General features: G+C 61.2%; 18 protein-coding genes and 2 pseudogenes. 14 read left to right on the top strand and 6 right to left on the bottom strand.

The genetic code is table 11. From position 1 onward, the window contains the following. Positions 1–106: 106 nt before the first annotated feature. Together M5E06_RS32130 and M5E06_RS32125 are read left to right on the top strand one after the other, a co-directional pair. Positions 107–412 carry a hypothetical protein gene (locus M5E06_RS32130; protein WP_252141718.1) on the top strand — a complete coding sequence of 102 codons (306 nt, stop codon included), beginning with the start codon at positions 107–109 and terminating at the stop codon, positions 410–412. A 73-nt stretch (positions 413–485) separates the two neighbouring features. Further along, complete coding sequence (locus M5E06_RS32125) at positions 486–683, top strand: hypothetical protein (protein WP_252141717.1); 198 nt, start codon at positions 486–488, stop codon at positions 681–683. Between the two features lie 360 nt (positions 684–1,043). Here the strand turns inward: M5E06_RS32125 and M5E06_RS32120 are convergent, their stop codons facing one another. Further along, entirely contained in the window at positions 1,044–1,427 is a 384-nt protein-coding gene (locus M5E06_RS32120; RefSeq protein ID WP_252141716.1) for a hypothetical protein, read from the bottom strand. 306 nt (positions 1,428–1,733) lie between these two features. Here M5E06_RS32120 and M5E06_RS32115 point away from each other — a divergent pair, with 306 nt between their 5' ends. Beyond that, positions 1,734–2,189, top strand: coding sequence for a hypothetical protein (locus M5E06_RS32115; protein WP_252141715.1), 456 nt, complete (start codon positions 1,734–1,736; stop codon positions 2,187–2,189). Between the two features lie 203 nt (positions 2,190–2,392). Here the strand turns inward: M5E06_RS32115 and M5E06_RS32110 are convergent, their stop codons facing one another. After that, the gene (locus M5E06_RS32110) at positions 2,393–2,806 is read right to left on the bottom strand and encodes a flagellar biosynthesis regulator FlaF (protein WP_252141714.1); all 414 of its coding nucleotides are present in this window, start codon (positions 2,804–2,806) and stop codon (positions 2,393–2,395) included. Positions 2,807–3,557: 751 nt separating this feature from the next. On the opposite strand from M5E06_RS32110, the gene M5E06_RS32105 reads away from it, so the two are divergent. The 6 genes from M5E06_RS32105 to M5E06_RS32080 all read left to right on the top strand — a co-directional run bounded on the left by M5E06_RS32105 (position 3,558) and on the right by M5E06_RS32080 (position 13,806). Continuing rightward, the gene (locus M5E06_RS32105; protein WP_252141713.1) at positions 3,558–6,143 is read left to right on the top strand and encodes a flagellin; all 2,586 of its coding nucleotides are present in this window, start codon (positions 3,558–3,560) and stop codon (positions 6,141–6,143) included. 78 nt (positions 6,144–6,221) lie between these two features. After that, positions 6,222–6,692 carry a flagellar biosynthesis repressor FlbT gene (locus tag M5E06_RS32100; RefSeq protein WP_252141712.1) on the top strand — a complete coding sequence of 157 codons (471 nt, stop codon included), beginning with the start codon at positions 6,222–6,224 and terminating at the stop codon, positions 6,690–6,692. A gap of 395 nt (positions 6,693–7,087) precedes the next feature. Further along, entirely contained in the window at positions 7,088–9,112 is a 2,025-nt protein-coding gene (locus M5E06_RS32095; RefSeq protein WP_252141711.1) for a flagellar hook-basal body complex protein, read from the top strand. A 97-nt stretch (positions 9,113–9,209) separates the two neighbouring features. Then, a complete protein-coding gene (gene flgK / locus M5E06_RS32090) occupies positions 9,210–10,694 on the top strand; it encodes a flagellar hook-associated protein FlgK (RefSeq protein ID WP_252141710.1) in 1,485 nt (494 codons plus the stop codon). A gap of 36 nt (positions 10,695–10,730) precedes the next feature. After that, positions 10,731–12,920, top strand: a complete 2,190-nt coding sequence (locus M5E06_RS32085) for a flagellin (RefSeq protein ID WP_252141709.1) — start codon at positions 10,731–10,733, stop codon at positions 12,918–12,920. A gap of 115 nt (positions 12,921–13,035) precedes the next feature. Further along, positions 13,036–13,806, top strand: coding sequence for a DUF1217 domain-containing protein (locus M5E06_RS32080; RefSeq protein WP_252141708.1), 771 nt, complete (start codon positions 13,036–13,038; stop codon positions 13,804–13,806). Between the two features lie 142 nt (positions 13,807–13,948). Here M5E06_RS32080 and M5E06_RS32075 read toward each other — a convergent pair whose 3' ends face one another. Beyond that, the gene (locus tag M5E06_RS32075; RefSeq protein WP_252141707.1) at positions 13,949–14,362 is read right to left on the bottom strand and encodes a flagellar biosynthesis repressor FlbT; all 414 of its coding nucleotides are present in this window, start codon (positions 14,360–14,362) and stop codon (positions 13,949–13,951) included. Between the two features lie 551 nt (positions 14,363–14,913). Here M5E06_RS32075 and M5E06_RS32070 point away from each other — a divergent pair. After that, entirely contained in the window at positions 14,914–16,053 is a 1,140-nt protein-coding gene (locus M5E06_RS32070; RefSeq protein ID WP_252141706.1) for an acyltransferase family protein, read from the top strand. A gap of 113 nt (positions 16,054–16,166) precedes the next feature. After that, the gene (locus M5E06_RS32065) at positions 16,167–16,754 is read left to right on the top strand and encodes an NUDIX hydrolase (RefSeq protein WP_252141705.1); all 588 of its coding nucleotides are present in this window, start codon (positions 16,167–16,169) and stop codon (positions 16,752–16,754) included. 146 nt (positions 16,755–16,900) lie between these two features. On the opposite strand, the pseudogene M5E06_RS32060 reads toward M5E06_RS32065, so the two are convergent. Beyond that, positions 16,901–17,930: pseudogene (locus M5E06_RS32060) on the bottom strand (transposase); the annotation flags it as partial. Positions 17,931–18,120: 190 nt separating this feature from the next. Between M5E06_RS32060 and istA the strand changes: the two are divergent. Together istA and istB are read left to right on the top strand one after the other, a co-directional pair. Further along, the gene (gene istA, locus M5E06_RS32055; RefSeq protein ID WP_252141704.1) at positions 18,121–19,635 is read left to right on the top strand and encodes an IS21 family transposase; all 1,515 of its coding nucleotides are present in this window, start codon (positions 18,121–18,123) and stop codon (positions 19,633–19,635) included. Positions 19,636–19,645: 10 nt separating this feature from the next. Then, positions 19,646–20,401: an IS21-like element ISAzs2 family helper ATPase IstB gene (gene istB / locus M5E06_RS32050; protein WP_252141893.1), complete on the top strand. Its 756-nt coding sequence runs from the start codon at positions 19,646–19,648 to the stop codon at positions 20,399–20,401. A gap of 173 nt (positions 20,402–20,574) precedes the next feature. On the opposite strand, the pseudogene M5E06_RS32045 reads toward istB, so the two are convergent. Together M5E06_RS32045 and M5E06_RS32040 are read right to left on the bottom strand one after the other, a co-directional pair. Next, positions 20,575–21,056: pseudogene (locus M5E06_RS32045) on the bottom strand (transposase); the annotation flags it as partial. A 194-nt stretch (positions 21,057–21,250) separates the two neighbouring features. Continuing rightward, a complete protein-coding gene (locus M5E06_RS32040) occupies positions 21,251–21,490 on the bottom strand; it encodes a hypothetical protein (RefSeq protein ID WP_252141703.1) in 240 nt (79 codons plus the stop codon). A 310-nt stretch (positions 21,491–21,800) separates the two neighbouring features. Between M5E06_RS32040 and M5E06_RS32035 the strand changes: the two genes are divergently transcribed. After that, the gene (locus M5E06_RS32035) at positions 21,801–22,382 is read left to right on the top strand and encodes a transposase domain-containing protein (RefSeq protein ID WP_252141702.1); all 582 of its coding nucleotides are present in this window, start codon (positions 21,801–21,803) and stop codon (positions 22,380–22,382) included. Positions 22,383–22,385 lie beyond the last annotated feature (3 nt).

Genomic DNA, 22,385 nt, shown 5'->3' with positions numbered 1-22,385 from the left:
AGGATGATTGGAGGCGCGATCGCCGCTGCGCCCCGGACAGCGGTCAGGTACAGTGCCGAGAGATTGGAGCCACGGGCCCAAAACACGCCTGGCAATGGAGCCTGTTATGTCAAATGACATGTTGGGGAACATGCTTCTCCACGTTAATTTTCTGGCGATGCGGGCGATCTTCGCCAAGCTCCTTGAGGAGCATTTCGCACTGTCCGGCGACCCGGCTCAAAAAGCCGATGAATGGTTACGATTCTTTGAGAAAGTTGCCGATACGATGGCCTTCCCGAGCGAGACGCCCGAATGGAGCGATCTTGCGGCGCAAGAGTTCCGAGACATTGTGATGGCGATCATTCATCAAGCCCGCTCACAGGCGTTGCACGAGCCGTTCGACCCTGACGCCCATCACCGGCGTACGCCGTGAGGGTTTCAGACCTCGGCTTGTCGAGGCGTGGGCTGCCCCACCTTATCTTTCCGCGATCATAAGGACCGTCAGAATGACGTCTTTGACTTATTCTCAAAAGCTTTGGCTCCTGCTCGCCGATCCAACCACCGGCGATGTTGCCGAACCACCGCCGCAGTGGCTGATCGAACAGTGCCACGATCTTGGTTTGGTGACCCCGGGGAGCAAACCCGGCAGCTGGACGCTGAGCCCTGCCGGGCGCGCGGCACAGCGGCAACTTCTGCAGCGCTGAGCGCGCTCACGAGCACCAGTTGGATCCGTCCCTTGTGATCCTTCGGCACGTTTTCTCGCCGCCGCTTTCCCATCGGATGGAAGGCACGCCGTCGGGCCTGTTCACCGGCAGACCGCAAAAACACCGGTCATGCCGCGGGACCTCGCTGCCGCGCAAGCTGTTGGCACTGAGAGTACGATCCCGCCCAGAGAGGCGGGAACATCGGAGAGCAATGGGCCCTCTGGAAGAGCAGAGGGCCTGATTGATGGCGCAGCTCAGATATTTAGAAAAATACTTTCAATCACCTCAGACCTGCAGCCACGGATCGCACAAGCAATCAGTCACTTTGCAGAAGGGGAGAATGTCCTGGTTCTGGAACGCTCAGATATTCTGTGCGAATATGGCGTGACGACCGCCTGCTCCAGCTTGTGAAGAGCCCGGATTGACCGGAGACTTGTATGGCCTTGCCGTCGTGCGCTGTTGGCTCAGGGTCGACACGATCATGGCTTGAAGTGTCTGGTTCGCCTCAAGTGCCGCGGCGATCGCCGTCTCATTCTCGCGCACAGCAGTCGCCAACCGGTCCAGCACGGGCGTCAAAGGATGGGAGGAGCCACCTGAGCTCGCGATGCCATCTGCTTGCTGTCCTTTAAGAGCGGTCACCAGTATGGCACAGTCCCGGACCAGTCCCTCCTTGACCGGAGCAGTGGTTGCGACGGCCGTGACATCGCCTGAGCGTACGGCGCTCGTCTCGGTGGTGAGAAGCATCACCAAGCGCTCCGCAACAGCCTCCAGACGCTGTCTGAGGATGGTACTAGTCTCGGTCGGTTCCATAGCCTGTCCTCTCATAATCGGAAGGTCATCAGGACAAGCAAACGGTGGGCCAGCTTGTCGATCATGGTCGCACGCCTGCTTTTGCCCTCGTCCCCACCGGATCGCAGGGCCACAAGCGCTGACCGAAGCATCCTCAGGGCCCTTGCAGCTGCGCATCGCTTAAGGTAGCGTTAATAGCCCAATAGATTTTCCCATGTCAGTGATGGGATGTCTGCGTCGCAGCTCAGGTATGGAGGGTCCATGATGGTCAGTCTTTATCCGACCTCTCCGTTGCCAGGGAAGGGTGGAATCATCGCGCAAAGCCTCGGTGAAGGAGCGCGCGCGAAGCCTTTGAAACAAGGAGCTGAGCCGTCTGCGACGGACGGGGGCGATGCATCCGCTGCGGCTCCCTATGTCAGTCCGGTGCTTCAATATGACAGCAAAGCGAAGCTCGCGGTTCTTGTGGTGCGCGACAGCGTGACGGGAGAAGTTGAGCAACAAATTCCCTCCCGGCGAATTGTCGAAACCTACCGCAAGCAAAACGAGCGAATTGTTTCCACCACCACAGCCGACGCCGCAGAGGCACTCACCACATTTTTGACCGCAGCATCGGGACCAACTGGCAACAACAGGTCAGAAAATCTAGACCGGCTATCCGCGGTTCGGACGAGTCGGGTGCCAACAAGCAGCCAGGACACACTGCCGCTCTCAGTCTGACCGGCGTCAAATGGCTTAGGCGACACTGAGGCACCACATGAATGAGGAAACATCGCAAGGCACAGTTGCTCACTGATGCTTTCGAAAGCTTTTTTCCTATCCAGCGAGCTGAGAGTGGTCGCGGGCGTTATACGGCGCAGACCTGCTCGGTGGGAGCTTGGAGCCCAAGCTTCCCGCCCGAACAGGTCTGCCTTCCGTCCTATTCACAAGGAAACGGCAACCCTGCTTGAGCCATCCGGAGTGGTCGGCTGAGGCTGGGAGGGCGGTGTTTCGACCTGCATGCGCAACCCTTCGATCATCTGCTCATTGACCTCAACGAGAGGATCGATCGATTGCCCCTCCCTCAGCACAACACCCGAGTGACGCTCGACCCACATGGCCAAAGAGATCAGACCGGCCTTCACCTCATCGGCAAGCTTGTTGTCAGGGTTGACCGCATCGGTGAGAATGATGCGCCACAGATTCGCATTTTCGTTGATGGCCTGTGCCCGAACGATGGGGTCGGTCACGGATTTGGCCTGAAGCAAACGCCCAGTGATCTGGCGGAACACCGTCAGTTCGACCTGAGAGGGGCTCATCGCCGTGCGAAGGGTTTTTTGGTAAGCATTGATCGACATGGATGAGGCTCCCCAGAGTAAACCGTCTGCGCGATGGCGTATCAGGACACCGTGCCCCGCTCCACGCGTCAACTCCAATCCGCCAAAGCAAGCACTGTGCCAGAGGCACAAAAGGTGAGATGCCAAACCGCGAGAAGGCTGGATTCATAAGGCAAAGAGCTGAGATGGAGAGCGGTGCGACCGAATGGCTCAGGGCGCTCTGAACCGACAAAGCTGATTGCCAACCCCTGGCTTTGTCGACGTAACACCTGCGGTGCGACAGCTGCGACCGGCAGATACACATCGGCATCATGCCCTCTGCCAAAAGGCTCAGCGGCAGAGTAAAGCTTTACCGCCTCCCGGCCTGAAACAAGGTTCTGAAGTTCGATATGTATAGATTTAGATTAACAACGATATTCCAACTGCAAGATTCTGCTACAGCTCGAATGCTGCGCAATAAATGAATTTGGTTTATAAAATTAGCGCCAATGCCAAGAGGAAATTTTATTAAGCATTGGCACTATATCTACCATCATCTCCTAAGTAACAGAGTTATTGAAGAAACCAGAAACTGCCAGATATATCATCAGATATCGGCAATTTTTGCCCAGCATCGTATCGCCCGGCACAGTATGCCGCGGCAATTTTTGCCTGCCGCCACAATGTCGCATCTTCCTTCCTGAAAACTCTGGCGCTTTCTATCGATCGTGGTAGAGTTAGCCCATGTGCGCAAAATGCAGCACTTTAGTCACTCAAAACGAGAGGCGTTGCCATGTCTGTTAACTCGATCCTCACCAATTCGGCAGCTGCGAACGCGCTGCTGAACTTCAACAAGACGCAGACCGAACTGCAGGACGTGCAAAGCCGCTTGAGCACGGGCCAAAAGGTCGGCTCGGCCAAGGACAACGCATCGACGTTCGCCATCGCGCTCGGCCTGCGTTCGGATGTCGCCACCTTCAAAACCGTGAAGGAAAATCTGGCGACCGGCAGTCAGATTGTTGATTCCTCGCTCTCCGTCGCCACCTCCATCAGCGACCAGATCTCGACGCTGAAGACGAAACTAGCTCAGGCTAAAGACCAGCCGCAGGGGCGCGCACTGATCCAGCAGGACATCGACGGTGCGCTCGATCAGATCAAGAACTGGACCAAGTCGGCGACCTTCAACGGCATCAACCTGCTCGACGGCAAGGGTGCCGACGCTGGGCAGAAGTTTTCGGTGACCGCCTCGCTCGACCGCAATTCGTCCGGTGACCCGACGCTGAACAGCCTCAGCTTCGACTATCAGAATCTCAGCATCGACAAGGCTGATAAGGGATTGGGCTCGCTGCTCGGAATGAATGTGGTCCAGGGTGCCGCGACCGAAACCAAGACCGCTATGGCCGGCGGCCTGCTGTCCGCAACGCTGTCGGACAGCGCTAAGCAGACCACCGCATCTGTAGACCTTGCCACTACTGGTGCCTTCGATGTCACGGCAGCCCAGCAAGTTAGCTTTACCCTTGGGTCTGGCACAGCGGATGCCAAAAGTGTCACCTTTGCTCTTGATCCAATCACCGCTTCTGCAATTGCTGGTGAGGCTGGAAAGGAAGCAGACGCAAAGGCCCTTACCGACGCGCTTAATACGAAACTCAAAGAACTGGGGCTCGACAAGGACGGCCTGTCGTTCTCCTATGATGATAAAGGAACTGCTACCAACGGCACGCTCACTCTGACGGACACCAATGCCCGTATTGTCAGTGGCTTCACCATGGTTGACAGCAGCGCAGCCGCTACGCCTGGTTTTGGTGCGCCGGCGTATGATGCTGCTCCCACGGATCGATCGGCTTTCACTAAAGACGACCAGTTCAACCTCACCTATAAAGATGCGTCTGGAGCCCAGAAGACGATTTCGATGAAGGCTGTCACGGGTACGCCGGCGAGTGCTTATGAGTTCCAGCTTGGCACGGGAGCCACTGCGCAAAAGGACACTTTGAGCAATCTCCAGAGCGCACTTTCGAAGCTCACCGACAAGGGTGGTGCGCTCGAGGGCAGTGGCCTGACCTTCTCGAAGACCGATACGACAATCAAGGTTGAGCGTGATGCCGTAAATTCGAATGTCCAACTCGTGGGCATTTCCACAACGGATAGCACGACCAAGCTGGCTGTGGCATCGGCGGAAGTTGGCTCCGCTCAAGCGAAAGGAGCAACCTCCCAGATCAAGCTCGCCTTTGACCAGAACAATGTTCTGAAGGCGGGCGACGAGATCACCATGACCGTCAACAATGACGGCAAGGATGAGAAGCTGACCTTCCGTATTGGCGCTGCTGACCAAACTGTTAAAAATGGCGCGAAGGTCGATGGCGCAGATAACACTTACTACCTAAACTATCGGGATGTGGTTGGCTCGGAGAATGAGCAGCGCACGGGCTCACAAGTGGCCGAGCTCATGAACTTTGTTATGACCAAGGGTGCCGATTCGAAGATAAATACCGACGCCAATCCGATTGGTGCGGAAGTGGCCGGTCTTTCGTTCCGAGTGTACGGTGGCATTGCGGCGGATCAGACTGAGACGCAGAGTAACGCTGCCCTTACGGTGGACGCTGATCCAGCTGCCGTTGACGTTGATGCGCTCAAGAGTGTCAGCTTTACCGTAGGAGAGGGTGACAAAAAGCTCACTTTCTCTCTGGACGCTAGCGGCATTGCCGATAGCGGCGATACCGCAGCAAATGCTATTACAGACCTGAAGGCGCTCGCTACGAAACTCAACACCAGCCTCACTACACAGTACGGGGCGAATACAAATCTCTCTTTCGTCGCCGATGATACTGGAAAGCTGTCCCTTCAGGATAAGGAAGGGCGAGCTATCAGCAATATGACGATTACCGATGCTGACACAACAGTCCCGTCAGGGATTACGGGCGGGGCCGATGCTGCTGCTCACACTACCGCCACGAATGCTGCGGCTCGGTTCCAGAACATCGCCGGTGCGAAGGGCGTTTCCCTCAGCTGGGACAGTGCGGGCGGGCTGACACTGACCGACACCAAACAGGACAACAAAACCACGTTGTCGTCCTTCAACGTGAACGGTAACTCCAACGGCCTTGACTTCAACGCCATGCTGGCGAAGGCTGACGAAGCCGAGCAGACGGTGAAGAAGGTGCTGGGCAGCCTGGGTTCGGCCTCGTCGCGCCTGACTGCACAGAGCGGGTTTGTGGACAACATGGTCAAGACGCTCAACAACAACGTCTCGACCCTGGTGGACGCCGACATGGCTGAGGAGGCGGCCCGACTGCAGGCTTTGCAGACCAAGTCGCAGTTGGGCATCCAGGCGCTCTCGACCGCCAACCAGAGCACGCAGTCGATCCTGTCGCTGTTCCGCTAAGCGGAGCATCAGGGCTATGGTACGGGCGGTCATCCTCCGGGATGACCGCCTTTTTTCGTCTTTCACAGAGAAGAGCCGATGCCCCTTCGACTGGAACTCCGCCCATTCGAACAGGTTATGATCAACGGGGTGGTCATCACCAACACCGAGTCGCGCGCCGCGCTGCTGATCCACAACCAAGCTCAGATCCTGCCGGGCCGGATGGTCATGCAGGAAGAGGTGACCGTATCCCCGGTGCGCCGGCTTTATTTTACCGGTCAGTCCCTGTTTATGCACTGGTTGGACGAAGGGGGGCGGAGCGAGCGGTATCAGTCCTTTGAGGGGCAAGCCACACAACTGCTGCTGCTGTCCGTTGATCCAGACTTCCGCACAACCATCAAAGAGGCCGTCTCAGCCTTTGCAGCCGGCAACGGGTTCCATGCCTTGAAGCGGCTGAGGGAGATGGTCGTCGCAGAGACGCAAGCGGCCCAAGCCGCCGGAACGCCACTACCCGAAGCCTTCACCGACGGCCGCAATCAGGCATTGCGCAAGCCATCAGACGACCGCTGAGTGAACTGGCCGGCCGGCCCAAACATTGGATCGCGCCACAGCATGATCCTGAGTGGCGATCATCTCTTGTCACCAGTAGGCAGCTTCTTCCCCCGGTCAGAAGATCTTGCCTGTCCAAAGTTGCCGGGACCACCTCAAGCACACCCAGGGTGCGGGCAAACGCCTGCGCCAGCTTTCTCCCTCAGGTGACACAAAGATACCGGGCAGCACCACACCGCCGTGGATGAACGCCACGACGGCTGCGATTGGTGGCCTGGCCACAGGCCTAGCAACACATATGGTCGCCGTTGAGCCCCGGGGCTTAGCTCTAGAATTGGCATGAAACGTGCTTTGACCAAGACGCTGCGAGTTCCGCTGCGGAGCCGGGCGCCTTTCGAGGTCACAGGAGAGCACCCATGTCAATCTTCATCGCCATGAATGCGGCTGTCAGCGGTATGCGCGCGATGGGTCAGCAGATCAGCGCCATCAGCGACAATCTGGCGAACACCCAGACCGTTGGGTACAAGAAGGTCGACATGCGCTTCCAGGAGCTGGTCACCTCCTCCAATCCCAACCGGCATAACGCTGGTGGTGTGACCTCAACGCCTCTGCTGCAAGCCAGCCTGCAAGGCAGCATCCAGCGGACCACCTCAAGCAGCAACATCGCGATTGATGGGCCGGGCTTCTTCAGCGTCAGCCAAGCCTTGGTGCGCACCGACGGCATCAAGTCTTTCGACATGAACCTGTACACGCGCGCCGGTGACTTCGAGGTCGACAAGGACGGCTACATGGTCAATTCGGCCGGGTACTATTTGAACGGCTGGGCAGTCAAAAACCCTGATGCGGCAAAAGATTCGGAAAAGCAGGCGGTCACCCAGACATTGACCCCGGTTCGCATTGACCGCATGCAGGATTCGCCCCTGCCGACCAGCTACTTGCAGTATTCGGCCAATCTGCCGAAAGCACCGGATCCTCTGAAAGATGATACGGTGCTGAAGAAGATGAACGCAGACGGCACCATCAACAACGACATTGAACTGGCCGCGAGCCAACTGCGCGTCTATGACAAGGCGGGTGAGGCGCGAGACCTGAGCATGAATTGGGTCAAGATCAACGCCCCCACCACCACCTACAGCACCTATAACGCCACGGTGGGGGCGGGAACCGCGGGCATCAGCCGGGTGTCCTTCATCGTTGGCTCGGGCGCAGATGCAATCCCCATCGATTTGGACCTGCCGGCACCGGCCCCTGCAACCGACCCCGATCCTGCCACTTGGGCTGGGACATTGGATGGGCTGGTTAAGGCCAAGGATCCGAACCTGTCGTTTTCCTATGATGCGGCCACGAAAACGCTGACGCTGACGGATACGAAAAACCGCGCCCTCACTCAGCCGATGGCCAAAGGAGACGTTGTCGCCGATCCGGTTCTGGATGCAGCAACGGTCGGCTCCTACTCCTTCACCGTCACCAATGCCGACGGAACGGTGACGCCGATCGACTTGCAGCTGTCGGCGCCGGCCTCCGATCCTGCGAGCTTGGCCAAAGCCCTTGATGGGTTGGTCAAGGCCAAAGACCCCAAGCTGGCGATCACCTATAGCGCGGGCCCGCCCGCCGCATTGGCTGTGTCGGACAGCACCACCTTGGCGGATGGAACGCCCGCTCCCCGGGCGCTTTCGACGCCGGAGGCTCGCGCCAGCGTGAAGGTCGGGGCCTTCGGCGCGGCCAGCACATCGAGCCAGACCACCGTTCCGGTTCCCGGGTCTCCCGACACAGGCGGGCTGTGGCGTCTGGAGATGTCGATGAAGAACGGCGACCTCAACGGCGCGGCCGATGGAACCGGCGCAACCTACTTTGTGAAGTTCGATGACGCCGGAAAGCTGCAGTGGGTGTCCGCCAACAGCACCCCGGCTCCAGGGGAAGCCCTGAAAACGACCATCCCGTTGGCCATCACCGACACCGACACCAAGAGCCAATGGGGATTTGACCTGCGTCTGGGTGATCCCGGCGACGGGTCGGGCGGTCTGACGCAATATGCCAGTGATGGCATTCAGCTCGGCTATCCAGAGCAGGACGGTCGGCCGATGGGTGTGTACCAGAGCATGTCCATCGACCAGTTCGGCTTCGTCAATCTCACCTACAGCAATGGCCGCACCGTTCCGGTGTTCAAGGTGCCCCTCACCACCGTCCCCAACCCCAACGGTTTGGCCTTGCAAAGCGGTGCGGCGTTCCGGGAAACGCCGGCCAGCGGCAAGCCGATGACCGTGTCGGCCGGAGAAAGCGGTGCCGGCACCTTCGCGCCAACGAGCATCGAGGCCTCCACGGTGGACGTCAGCGAGGAGTTCACCAAAATGATCACCGCCCAGCGCAGCTACTCGGCCAACGCCAAGATGGTGACGGTCAGCGATGAAATGCTCCAGGAAACCATCGGCATCGTGCGGTGATGACGACGCGGCGACGCGGCGGGTTGCCCCCGCCGGTCCGCCGGGCAGGGCGGGAGGACCGCCCCGAACAGCACCTTGAGTTCCATTGGAGGCCGTTATGCTGAACTCCATCCTTTTCAAGGCCTCCAACGGCATCGCGACGGCCTCGCGCCTGATGGACACGACGACGCGCAACATCACCAACGCGTCGACCGAGGGCTACACCAAGAAGGTCCAAAACGGGGTCTCCGTCGACAGCCAGGGCAATGCCTGGTCCGGCCCGATCAAGCGCGCCATCGATACCACGATCGCGGCCAACCTGCGCCAATCGCAAGCCAGCCTGTCCTTCGACACCACCAAGCTCGCCGCCCTGCAAAAGCTGGATGCGCTGTCGAACGACCCCGCGGCAGACAGCAACCTCGGAGCAAAGATCGATCAGCTCGGCAGCGCCTTCCAGACCTTGCAGGCCAACCCCAGCAACCCGTCGCTGCTCAGTGGTGTCGTTGATGCGGCGAGCGACGTCGCCTCGGCCTTTCGCACCGTGTCTGGCACCCTGTCTGAGCTGAAGCAGACCAGCTTGAAGGCGATCACCGACGATGCCGGGGCGGTGAACACGCTCACCAAACAGATGGCCGGCCTCAACCAGCGGATCGCCACGACGCGGGCGAGCCACAGTGACAGCACGGATTTGGAGGATGAGCGTGATCGCGTCATCTCCAAGCTGTCGGAACTGCTGGAAGTCCACGGCTTTGAGGATGGTCGCGGCGTGTATCAGCTTTACACCGCCGACAACAAAATCCTGGTCGATGAAGCGGCCCGACCGTTGGAATTGGGGCGGACAGCCACCGGTGAGCTCGACGGCACCTTGCGGCTCGGGAATGATCCGCTGTTTCGTCCTGGTGGCCGCATCGGTGCCAATCAATGGCTGCGGGATGAGTTGGTGCCGCAACGCCAAGCCCAACTGGATGAGCTCGCCAGCCGCTTGACCGTGCAGTTCGACACCGCCACCTCGACGGCCCCCGGCGCCGACCGGCACTTGGAACTCTTCAAGGATGACAGCGGCACCGTCCACTTTGATCCCGACCCGGCAAAGCTGCCCCAGCAGGAGGTGGGGTATGCCAGCCGCATCGGCGTCAACACGGACATTGTGAAAAATCCACTTTATCTGCGCACCGGCACTTGGCGCGACCGGGCCGACGTGCCGCCACCGGCCAACCGTGAAGAGATCACCACTCCCTCCGACACCAAATGGAGCCTCCCGGCCAGTGACACCACCGTCATTGCCACAGCTCGGGAGGTGTTCATGACCAAGCTCACCTTCTCCGATCCTGCACTGACCGGAAGTGGTCCGCTAACCCTCAGCCAAGCGGCGTCCAATTTCACCACCACGATTGCGGCCGATGTCGCAGCCACCCAAAAGGCACAAGACCAAGCACAATCGACCACCACGCTGCTTGCCGACAAGCTGGCCGAAAAGAGCGGGGTCAGCCTCGATGAAGAAATGGCACGTCTCTTGCAGCTCCAAAACAGCTATGCGGCCACCGCCAAAGTGATGACGACGGCCCAGACCATGTATGATCAGCTGCTCGATCTTGTCCGCTGAGGCGGGGGGTGACGGCGGCAGGAAGCGGCAGGACCCATGACGATCATCAACGGCTACCGGCAAAATCTTCTGGTGCAGGCGAACGTTCGGGCGATGCAAAGCGACATCGCCCAGATCGAAAAGCAGCTCAACACCGGGCGCAAAAGCGACGCGTTCGGTGCCTATGGCGCCAAGTCAACCGGAGAGATGCTGTCACTGCGCGGCACCATCAACCGGACGGAGTCGTATGACACAACGGTAAACACCTTGGCCATGCGCGCCGCCCAGGCAGATCAGGCGCTGCAGGCCATTCCCAATGCGGTCAAAGCCACCCAGGAGTTGGCCACACGCCTGCGCTTGAACAATCAGCAATTCCCGAGCGATCTGCGCAAGACGGCAACCGACGCCCTGACCGATGTGGTCAGCCTGATGAACAGTGAGGTTGGCGGCTATCACGTGTTCGCCGGCACCACCGCCACCACGCCGCCCGTCACATCCGCGACAGAGATCCTTGACGGCGTCCGTACCGCCGTCAAGACGGCGCTCAGCACCGCACCGGGACCGCTCTCCTTTGACGATTTGGCCGCGGTGGTCGACGCCCATCTCAACCCACCAGGAGGCCCTTCGCGATGGGCCTCTCCTGGCGCGACGCCAGCGGACATCCGGATTTCTGACACCAAAACGGTGGCGCAATCACAGACTTTGATGGATCCGGCGAATCCAGACGATCCGTTCCGCAGCCTGATCACGCAACTGGCGGTCCTCGCTGTCGTCGATCCATCCGACCCAGTCACGCTGGAAAAGGTGACTGGCGGGCTGACCTCGGCCAGCCTTGAGGCCACCATCACGGCATCGACCTACACGCTGAGCGCCCCCAGCGGGTCTCTCGCCACGGCCGAGAGCTTCGCCTTCACCTTGGGCAGCGACACTTACAGTGTTCCGCTCACGCCTCCGGCGGGCAGCACCACCAAGGATCTGGCCAACGCACTCAACAGCGAAGTCTCCAAAGCCTATCCCGGCCTTCAGGATGTCCGGTTTGATGTGGATGGCGTCACTGGCGACCTGACGATCGTCGACAAGCAAAACCGGCCGTTTTCCAGCATGGCGGTAACCGATGGGGCAGGGGTCAGCCTGATCACGCCCCTCATGACAACCGCCAAAACGTCAACGGCGGCGACCCCGAACATCGTCAACGCATTCGGCGTGGGGGATTCGTTTGTCCTGAGCTACCGCGACACGACGGGGGCAGAGCGCAAACTTGCCCTGTCGGCCGTGGCACAAGGAGAGCCAGCTGGCGATGGCCAATTCGCGCTGGGGGCGGATGCCACGCAAACGCTGACCAACCTGCAAGCACGGCTGGAGCAGTTGACCACCAGCGGTCAGCCGCTGCAGGGAACGGGCTTTCGCTTTTCCGTCGACAGCACCGGGCAGTTGGAAATCGCGCGTGACCCGGCGAACGCATCAACCGCCAACAGCCAGATCAGGAGCGTGACGACAGTCGATGTCCGGACGGGTGCACCGGTGACGGGGGTTGACGTGCTCAGCGTGCCAGAGCCCATCGACGAGGTGCGGCGCAACGCCGCTCATATGCGCTATATGGACTTCATCGAACAGACCGCCAACAGCCTGCAGCGCTCTCTCGATGGCAGCTCCGCACCGAGTTACAGCTCATATGGTGTTGCTCTTGGCCCCGACACCTCGTCGGTCGCCATCATATCTCTCCCCATAGGATCGGGAGCGGATCAGACCACCCTCAAGTTCGACGTGTCTGCGCTCAAGCACAGCACACCACAGGAGTTGAGCGAAAGCCTCAATGACCTGGTCAAGAACAACAAAGCACTTCAGGAGAAGGCCCGCGGTCTGTCGTTTTCCTACGACAAAACGTCGGGGGTGTTGACTATACTCGACACCAGGCAACGGGCACTCAGCACGCCTGTGGCTGTGGGAACCGGCGGAGCGGCGATCGGCGCTGATGTTTTCGCGGCAACCGACAAGGACAAACCAACCCCCACCGCCCCAGGAATCAAAGGTCGGATTGCCGACAATGGTCGCTACCAAGCGGTGTTGGAAAACCAGCTGAACCAGCATAAGGAGTTGCGGACCCAGGCTGGCAAAGCATTGGGCGACATCGAGACCGTTGACCCCTATGAGGCCATCACACGGCTGCAGCAACTGCAGAGCAGCTTGGAAACCAGCTATCGCGTGACCAGTGAGCTGCGCAAGCTCACTTTGGCGAATTACCTGTGACGGGGCGGGGCGGTGTCGCACGACCAGAGGAAACTCTGTGTCGGCACCACCCAATTTGGTGTAGTCTAACCAGAACGGCGCGCGGGCTTAAGCCCCGCATATGGGGAGATCGGCGATGGGCGCAGCTCTGATTGGCGCACTCTTTGGAAGCGCAACGGCAGCCGCTTCTCAGGATCCCGCCTATAGCAGCTACAAGCTGCTGCAAAAGACCCGGACAAACCTCGAGGAGCGCTGCTTCAAGGATCCCCAGCGCAAGCGCGACCTGGAGTACTTCCAAAGCAAAGCAACTTCGGTGAAATCACTCGACGATCTTTTCAAGGACCGCCGTCTGCTTCAATTCACCCTGGGGGCTTTCCAGCTGGAAGACCAGGTGGATATGAAGGGGTTTTTGAAGAAGATCATGACATCCGACCCATCAGACCCGACCTCCTTGGCCAATCGCATGAACGATGCGCGGTTCAAGCAGGTGAGCCAAGTTGTTCAAGGGTTGATCGCAGGCGATGGATTTTCCAGCAGCGATGTGGCTGCGATCACCGCTGGATGGAAGACCAATGAATTTGAGAAAAACCAGGGAGAACGGAACCCCGCATTGCGGGAAGCCCTGTACTTCACGCGAAGCGTGTCTGGTATCAAAAACGGTTATCAGATTTTGGCAAATGCCACCCTGTCAAAGGTTGCTCGAGGCGCACTCAATCTTCCAGACAGCTTCGCCGCACTGGATGTTGACCAACAAGCCCGGATCCTGAACTCCAAGCTGAAGTATGAGGATTTCTCCAATCCTGATTATGTCAACAAGTTCGTTGACCGCTACCTTGTGAACAGTGACATCCAAGCCATGAGCGCGACAAGCGGCGGCGCTGGATCGATCCTAAACCTTTTTGCATAAAGGGGGAGGCACGCTCGGCCCGGATCCGGTAAAAGCCACCAGACCCGGACATGTCTGACCCTCCAAGCCGGCTGCGACATGGCGCCAGTTTTGCTGAGAACGTCGCATTGTGCTGTGCCGGAGAGAGGTTGTTAGACAGACCCTAATCCTCGGCTTCAGCCTGTGGCGTGCCATCGGTCGACGGGAAGGGGGCACCGGCTTGCAACAGTCGTCGACACCGCTTGAGCGCTGGATAAAGCTGCCCCGCTTGAACGAGCTGTTCGACCTCCTCTATTTGTGCCATCAGATCAGGACGGCATGCCCGCACCGCTGCCACTGCATCGGCGATGCGCGCATGATCGATTGCGCCGCCATCCGGCGCAGCCAGCTGACACTGGATCGCAAAATATAAGCCCTTTTCCGCATTATCCACCAGCGACTCGGCAAGAAGCTCGCGCTCACGCAGAAATCGGGTCTGGCTGTGCAGAATGATCGTGGTCCAGCGATCGGCTGCACCGACAACAGCACCATTGATGAGCACACGCTCATTTGGTCGGAGAACGACTTTCAAGGGCATGGATTGGCTGGCTTCCTCAAAAAAATTTAGAGAGTCAGTGCTGAACTGTGAGCGTGATTTGATACCGTGACATCACCAGATGGCGCGATCTCGTGGCCACGCCCGTCGTCTCCATGGAAAAGAGGCCTGGGTTGAACCATGTGTGGACCGCCTGCCTGGTGCAAGAGGGAAATCTGTGCAGGGCTGAGTGAGAAGCATGCATCCATCACCTCTGGCCTGCCGGGGCAGCGGCTGGACCACACCTCCAAGTCTTGGGGGTGAGCCAGCATGCGGAGCTCCACTGGGTGCGGTAAGGCGTCCCGGAGCGGGTTCTCATGTGTTCAAGGCAAAGGCCAGCAGACACCCCGGCTGTCCTCTGGCCGTCTCGAAACGGCGGAAAGCAACCGCTTAATTGGTTGATCGATTGACACACACATCTGTCAAATTTTGGCCTTCAAAACCCGTCACGTCAGATAAGAATTTGTCCTTTAAAGCAACTTGCCGCTGGTTGCCGTCCCTGATAAGACCTGGCTTTGACAGCTTTCTCTTTGGTAACTTTTTTGAGAGCATCGATGAGCAGTTTGGCCAAAACCACTCGGAAGACGGAGATCGATGTTGCCAAATGCCTGGGGATTATCCTGGTGGTCATCGGGCACAATTCAGCTCCAATTTTTGACAAAGTCAATGTATATATCTACCATATGCCACTTTTCTTTTTCCTCAGTGGGATCGGACTGAATCCGGCATACACTCTGCGCCAAACGCTCATCGCGCACACCAAGAGCCTTCTGGTGTACGCGGCAGTGCTGACCTTGGTGTATTCTATCATCGGTTGGGCCATTCAGAGCGTCTATGGCATCCATCTCCTCCCACCAGCCGGGTTTTCGCTGCGCTACGCCACCACCCGGCTGCTGGTCGGAAATGGTCACGACGCTCTGCTTTTCCTGGTCGGTTGGTTTCTGATCGCCCTGTTTTTTGCCAGAAGCTTGGCTTTCCTCGTTATCAAACATCTGAGGCGTGTCCCTGGAGCATCCAGCACCGTGCTGTTGGTTGGCGTTGCGGGACTGCTCAGCTATCTTGGGATCGCCAAAACCGCGCCACGCTTCTTGGACACGCATAGCCCTTATCTTAACCTGCTCTCCCAAGTCCTGGTGGGGTGTGGGTTCATCATTCTTGGCTATGTGCTGTCGGCAAGCGCTTGGTTCTGGCGGTGGCTGCGCTCCCCGCTGGCAACGCTTGTTCTGATGGTACTCTTGTATGAAAGCGTCGTTGTCCTTGGGGTAAAACCGATGTCGATGGCATGGAGCGACTATCCATCCGGCTTCGGGCGCCACATGCTCACAGCTCTGCTCGGCAGCTTTGCGGTGTTGAGCACAGCCGCCATCATCGCCCAGACCAAGCACAGCGCCACCTTTGCGCTGGTTGGCACCCACAGCAAGACAGTGATGGCGCATCACCTGTTCGTCTTCACCTTGATCAATGTCGTGCTGATCCAAGCCGGCATCGTTCCTGCCGCCGATGTGACCATCTGGTACGCGTGGAAGGGCGCAACCATGTGGCCGGTCTATGTCGGTTTGGGTGTGGCCCTGCCGCTCGCCTGCCATCTTCTGCTGCACCACCTGCGAACAGCACGGCCAAGGTCCGATTTGACGGACCGGCTGCAGACCGCACCCTCATCCTTGAACCAAGAGGATGCCGTGGAACAGGGGTGACCGCGTAGCGTTTGCCGAGACTGGCGCCAGAACGCCCCCATAAGGCAAGTATGGCTCCCTTGCCTTGTTCCAGAACCGTGAACATCCAGCGGCGCTCACGAGAAGGTTTGTTCATGCCCAACCGCACCCCCGGCCATCTCCCCTGGACTGTGCTCAACAGCCGATCGCTGCTCAACGCTGATCCTTTTTTGACGGTGCGGGTGGAGACTGTGGGATTGCCTGATGGTCGTCTCATCACCGACTACTATCAGCTCGACATGCCGTCCTTCGCCTGCATCTTCGCCGAAACCCCGGACGGCCGCATCGTGACCTACCGCCAATATCGCCACGGCCCGCGCAAGGTCGGCCTGGTCTTTCCCGGTGGCCATTTGTCACCAGGAGAAGCTCCGCTCGATGCCGCTCGACGGGAGCTCAAGGAGGAGACCGGGATGGAAGCAGAGACCTGGACCGGGCTTGGAGCCTACATGGTCAACGCCAATCAAGGCGGCGCATGGTCTCATATGTTCCATGCCACCGGCTGCCGCCGCGTCACTGATCCAGTCTCCGATGATCTGGAGGACACTGAAATCCTGCTCCTAACCCGCACAGAGCTGCTGGAGGCCATTGGTCGCGGTGAAATACATCTGCTGACCCAAATCGCGTTGGTCAGCATGGTGTTGCAGACAGAGATTGCCCAGGCGCTCGCCCATCCCCACCCATGAACGACAGCGGTGCTCCCGCTCAAAACACGGCATGAGGTACAGGCGATGGCTCACGCGGCGATGAACAAGCGACAGGGTGGTCCCATGTGTGGTCGGAGCAAGTCAAGGTAGTTGTCGCCCGTATTATGCGGCCGCGCCGGTTTTTGCTCGGCGTAGGGAGCGGCTGTGATGGTGACCTCCCGCTCCGGATTGAGGGTGACGGCGTCGACGGGCGACCAGTCACGCGTCCTGCCGCTCCACCGGCTCGGGTTGCGCTTCTTGGCGCGCCGGGAGAGGTCGTGACGGGCGGCCAGGATCTCGCGGTCCAGGCCGGCGTGGCGCTGGGCGGGGGTGACGGACCGGATGCCGCCGTGGCGATGCTCGTCGTTGTCCCAGCCGACGAATCGCTTGGCCCAGGCGCGGGCCTCGTAGAGACCGGCGAAGCCGCGGGCGGGGTACTCGGGGGGCGGTACTTGGCGGTCTTGAACAGCGCCTCGACGACGGGAGTGTCGTCCGAGACCCGGGGCCGCGAGTACGAAGGCGCGATGCCGAGCCAGTGGAGCATGGCCAGCACGGTGATGGCCTTCAGGGTGGCGCCGTTGTCGTCGTGCAGCATTGGCCTGCTGGCCATCGCGTCCACGCCTTCGGCGAGCGCGGTGCGCCGGACCAGGCGGCGGCGTGGTCGGCCTCGTCGGTGTCGTGGACCTCCCAGCCGACGACCTTGCGGCTGTAGAGGTCGAGGATCAGGGAGAGGAAGAACCACCGGCCCTTGGTCTCGGCGGGCAGGACGGTCATGTCCCAGCACCACACCTCTCCCGGAGCGCGGGCGACGTGGGTGGTCGGCGGGCGGCTGGCCTGGGGCGCCTTGGCGCGGCCCCTGTGCCGGCTCTGGCCGTTCTCGCGCAGAACCCGGCGGAAGCTGGACTCGCTGGCCAGGGAAGTGCCCTCGTCGGCCAGCATGGGGACGATGCGCGCGGGCGGCAAAGCGGCGAAGCGCGGCTCGTTGGCCACCGCCAGGACACGGGCGCGCTCCTCGTCGCTGAGCGCATGTGCCGGCCGGGGCCGCTCGGCCAAAGGCCGGCGGTCGCCGGCCTCCAGGCCGTCCCCAGCCTCCCAGCGCTGGAGCGTGTGGACGGTGATGCCAGCGACCTCGCAGGCGGCGTGCAGGCGGGCGCCGGCCCGGTGGACCTCGTGGATGAGATGGGCGAGTTTGCATATTTCGGCGGAAAGCACCCAGCGGGAACGGCGGAAAGCGCCCGGGCAGAACGGTGAAAGCGCCCAGCCGTTTCGGTGAATTCGCCCACCCGTAGGGGTGGTGGTGTCGGGGTCCGAACCAGCCTTTGGCATCCCCATGATCTTTCCACGGCACAGGCCAAGGAGGATCGGGATGCCCCGAGCGAGGTCGGACATGCGGCGGATCAGAGAAGTCCTTCGTCTGCGGGATGAGTTTGGCGCCAGCCAACGGCAGATTGCCGATGCCTGCCGGCTGCCGCGCAGCACCGTGCGCGATTACCTGGATCGGCTACGGGCCTCCGGGCTGCGGTACGCGGATGTGCTGGGCTGGACGGACGTCGAGTTGGAAGAGCGGCTGTTCCCGCCTCCGGTCACGTCGGCGCGCCCGGTGCCCGAGTGGCGGCACATCAGCCATGAACTCAGCCGCCGTGGCGTAACGCTGCGGCTGCTGTGGGAGGAATACCTGGAGGTCCATCCCGGCGGCTATCGCTACACCCAATTCGTCCAGCACTTTCGGGCATGGCAGGGTGCCCATGCCGAGCCGCGTCTGCGCCGGGAGCATCGGCCGGGGGCGGCGATCGAGGTCGATTACGCCGGGATGACGCTGAGCGTCGGGCTCGGCGCCGAGGCGCGGCAGGCCCAGGTATTTGTCGCCTGTCTGCCGTATTCGGGCTACGTCTATGCCGAGGCGACCTGGACCCAGCAGGCCGAGGAGTGGCTGGCCTCCCACGTCCGGCTGTTCGAACATCTGGGCGGCGTGCCGGGCAAGCTGGTGCCGGACAATCTCAAGGTCGGCGTCAGCCACGCCTCCTTCTACGATCCGGCGATCAACCCGGCTTATCACGATCTCGCCCGGCACTACCGTACTGCCGTCTTGCCGGCCCGGGTGCGGCGCCCACGCGATAAGCCCAGCGCCGAGAACGGTGTGCAGCAGGTCGAGCGGCGGGTGCTGGCCCCGTTGCGCGATACGCCCTTCGCCACGTTGGACGCTGCCAACGCAGCCTTGCGCGACAAGCTGGCCGCCCTCAACGCCGCTCCCTTGAGCCGCAGGCCACAGGACACGCGCTCTGGCCTGTTCGCCACCGAGGAGAAGCCGACCCTGCGCCCCTTGCCGCCAGAACGCTTCGTGCCCGGCACCTGGGCTCGCCACAAGGTGCCGCCCGACTATCATCTCGCCCTCGACGGCGGCGTCTACTCCGTGCCCCACACGCTGATCGGCAAGACGGTCGACGTACACAGCACTGCCGGCGTGATCAGCGTCTTCCTGCGCGGCAAGCGGATGGCCTGCCATGTCCGGCGGCAGGATGGCGCCACCGTGACGCTGGACGCCCATCGCCCCGCCAACCACCGGGCCGTCGCCCGCTTCACCCCCGACGCCATCCAGGCCGACTTGGCCGCCATCGGCCCGGCCGCCGCGTTGCTGTTCGCGCGCATCTTGGCCGGCGCCGATCATCCCGAACAGGCGGTGCGGGCCGGGATCGGCCTGATCCGCCTGGCGGCCACCCATGGCACCGACCGGCTGGAGCAAGCCTGCCAAGCGGCGCTGGAGGCCAACGTCGGATCCTACCGCTACGTCCAGCGCTGGTTAGCGGCGCCCCCCGCCACGGCGGCGGACCCGGCCGGTGCCGGCGAGCACGCCAATCTGCGCGGCCCTTCCTACTATCACTGACGGAGACATGATGATGAAGCACGTCAACCACGAGCGGTTGCGCCAGCTGCGTCTGTACGGCATGGCCAAAGGGCTGGAGGCCCTGGAGCGCCTGCCCGACCGCGGCCAACTGGCCTTCGACGAGCAGTTGGGCACCTTGATCGAACGCGAGGCGGCGGAGCGGGCCAACACCGCGCTCGCCAGCCGACTGAAACGCGCCCGGCTGCGCCAGACTGCCTGCCTGGAGGACCTCGACCTGCGCACCCCGCGTGGGCTCGATCGCGGTATTGTGCGCGAGCTGGCCACCGGGCGTTGGGTAAAGGAGAACCGGCCGGTTCTGATCACCGGCCCGACCGGGATCGGCAAGACCTGGCTGGCCTGTGCACTCGGCAACCAGGCGGCGCGGGAAGGCCACAGCGTACTCTACACCCGGCTGACCCGCCTGCTGGACGATCTGGCCACCGCCCGCCTGGACGGTTCGCTCGCCCGGCTGCTGCGACGGATCGCCCGGCTCGATCTGCTGATCCTGGATGACTGGGCGATGACCGAGCTGACCGCGGCTCAGCGCCTAGACCTGATGGAGGTGATCGACGACCGCCACGACCGGGCCGCAACCATGCTGGCCACCCAAGTTCCCGTGGCCAACTGGCTTCGGCTCATCGGCGATGCCACCTACGCCGACGCCATCCTCGACCGCCTCGTGCACCGTGCCTACCGCATCGACCTGCATGGCGACTCCATGCGCCGCACCAAGGCCGATGCCGCCAGTGAAACCCCCGACACCTAAGGCCGGTGCTTGGCAACCAAACCTACAACCTTCATAACGTAAATCCAGGGTTCGGCCCCGGCACCCACCAGCTTTCAATTCGGGTGGGCGGTTTCGCCGAAACGGTGGGCGCTTTCAACCGAAACGCCTGGGCGAATTCGCCGAAATACGCAGGCGAGTTCGCGGCGATCCTAGAGGACGATCATTCGTCCTCGCCCGTGCCCAGGATCGCCGCGACTTTTTTTCTGAGCACCAGGAGCGCGGCGGTTTCGGCCAGGGCCTTGTCCTTGCGCCGGAGCTCGCGCTCGAGCTCCCGGACACGCTTGCGGTCGGCCTTGGTCTCGCCCGGGCTGGCGCGGGCCTCCTCGGGCCCGGCGAGCGCCTGGGTGGCGGCCCGGCCCCAGCGCGCCAGCTCTTCCGGATGGATGCCCTTTTCGCGGCACCAGGCGCCCGTCGACGCCTCGTCCAAAGCCGCCGTGGCGAGCACCGCGTCCAGGCGCGCGGCCGCCGTCCAGCCCCGATCCCGGGCGGGGGTGGCCAGCGCCTCGGCCCGCCAGCGCTCGAGCGTGGCCGCCGAGACACCCAGTTCCTGGCTCACCGTCGCCGGCGAGGCGCCTTCGGGCGGCAGCAGCCGGGCCACCGCACGGTCCTTGAAGGCTTGTCCGTATCTGCCCAACGGCTCTCTCCTCATCGCCCTCGGATTCATACAACCCTATTCGGGCGACAACCATCCTGACGCAGAGGGTCACCGTGTCCGCCATCACGGCTGAGACGGAGGCGTTACCGCTTGAAGCCATCCACCGAACGAACCCCGAGCCACGCCGACAAGAGGCTGTGAGAGCTACCGAAACATCAAACCATCGACAATCGTTACGCCGTCTCAATCATCAAATCTTCCATGTGCCGACGGGTGTAGTCAGCTAGAGCGTCGACGACGAACTGCTCCAATGGCATCTTCAGGATGGCGGCAGTGTTGATCGCTCCAATCAGTGTTGCTCTGGGCAGGCGTACACTCAGCACTGACATTACCTCGCCAACCTCGCTGCCGCCCTGGAAAACGGCATACGACGTGCTCATCTCGTCTTTGGTTGGTTCACTTGGCTTGACCATCGAATTGCCTTTTATTGATCCGTGGACAGGGCTTGAGACCCTATGGGCCAGAGGCGACATTGTGCCTTGGGCCACCACAGCATCGTCAATTCAGCGCATCACCGCACCGATAAAATTCCACTCACAGCCTTGCTGCCCTTTCGCAGAGATCAGCTGTGCATCGGCGTCCAAAACCGGCTCTTCCTCAGATTTGATACTGCTGGCGAATTTGTCCCGTTGCCTGTCGGTGCCAGGGCTAGCCGCAATACCGTGTCGTTAAACGTGCCCGCCTGTTGAAGGTCGCAGATCATGGTCTGCGGAGGGCGGTGTCATGGCGCGGACAGTGTCGGCGTTGCCGCGAGGGGTGCGGGTCAGCGATCATGTGACGCTCGGGGTGCTGACGACCACGGTGCCGGCGTCGCTGATCGATTCCGTCTTGGCTGATACTGAACGAGCAAGCGTGCGCCAGCGTTCGCTGCCGGCGCGGTTGGTTGTCTACTACGTCATGGCCTTGGCGCTGTACGGGCAAGCCTCCTACGGCGAGGTGCTGCGCTGCCTGCTGGAAGGCGTGCGCTGGCTGTGCCGGGGCGGCGATGCCCTCGCACTCGCCACCAAGTCCTCCATCACCAAGGCACGCCGCCGCCTTGGCGTGGCGCCGCTGGCCGAGTTGTACCGACGCGTCGCACGGCCGCTCGCCACACCGGGCCTACCCGGCGCCTTCTATCGCGGTCACCGCTTGGTCAGCCTGGACGGCACCACCCTCGAACTGCCGGACACGGCCGAGATCGACACGCGCTTTGGCCGGCCAGCGGCGTCGCGGGGCATGAGCGCCTATCCCCAACTGCGCCTTGTCAGGCGACATGAGAATCTCCCCCCTGGACGACATGAGGAAAGGGCCCCCCTTCGACATTGAGGG

The sequence above is a fragment of the Azospirillum sp. A1-3 genome (genome assembly GCF_023806445.1).
In the GTDB taxonomy this organism is placed as follows: domain Bacteria; phylum Pseudomonadota; class Alphaproteobacteria; order Azospirillales; family Azospirillaceae; genus Azospirillum.
Note: the sequence above shows the minus strand (reverse complement) of the source record. Positions and strands in the feature narration are given on the sequence as shown.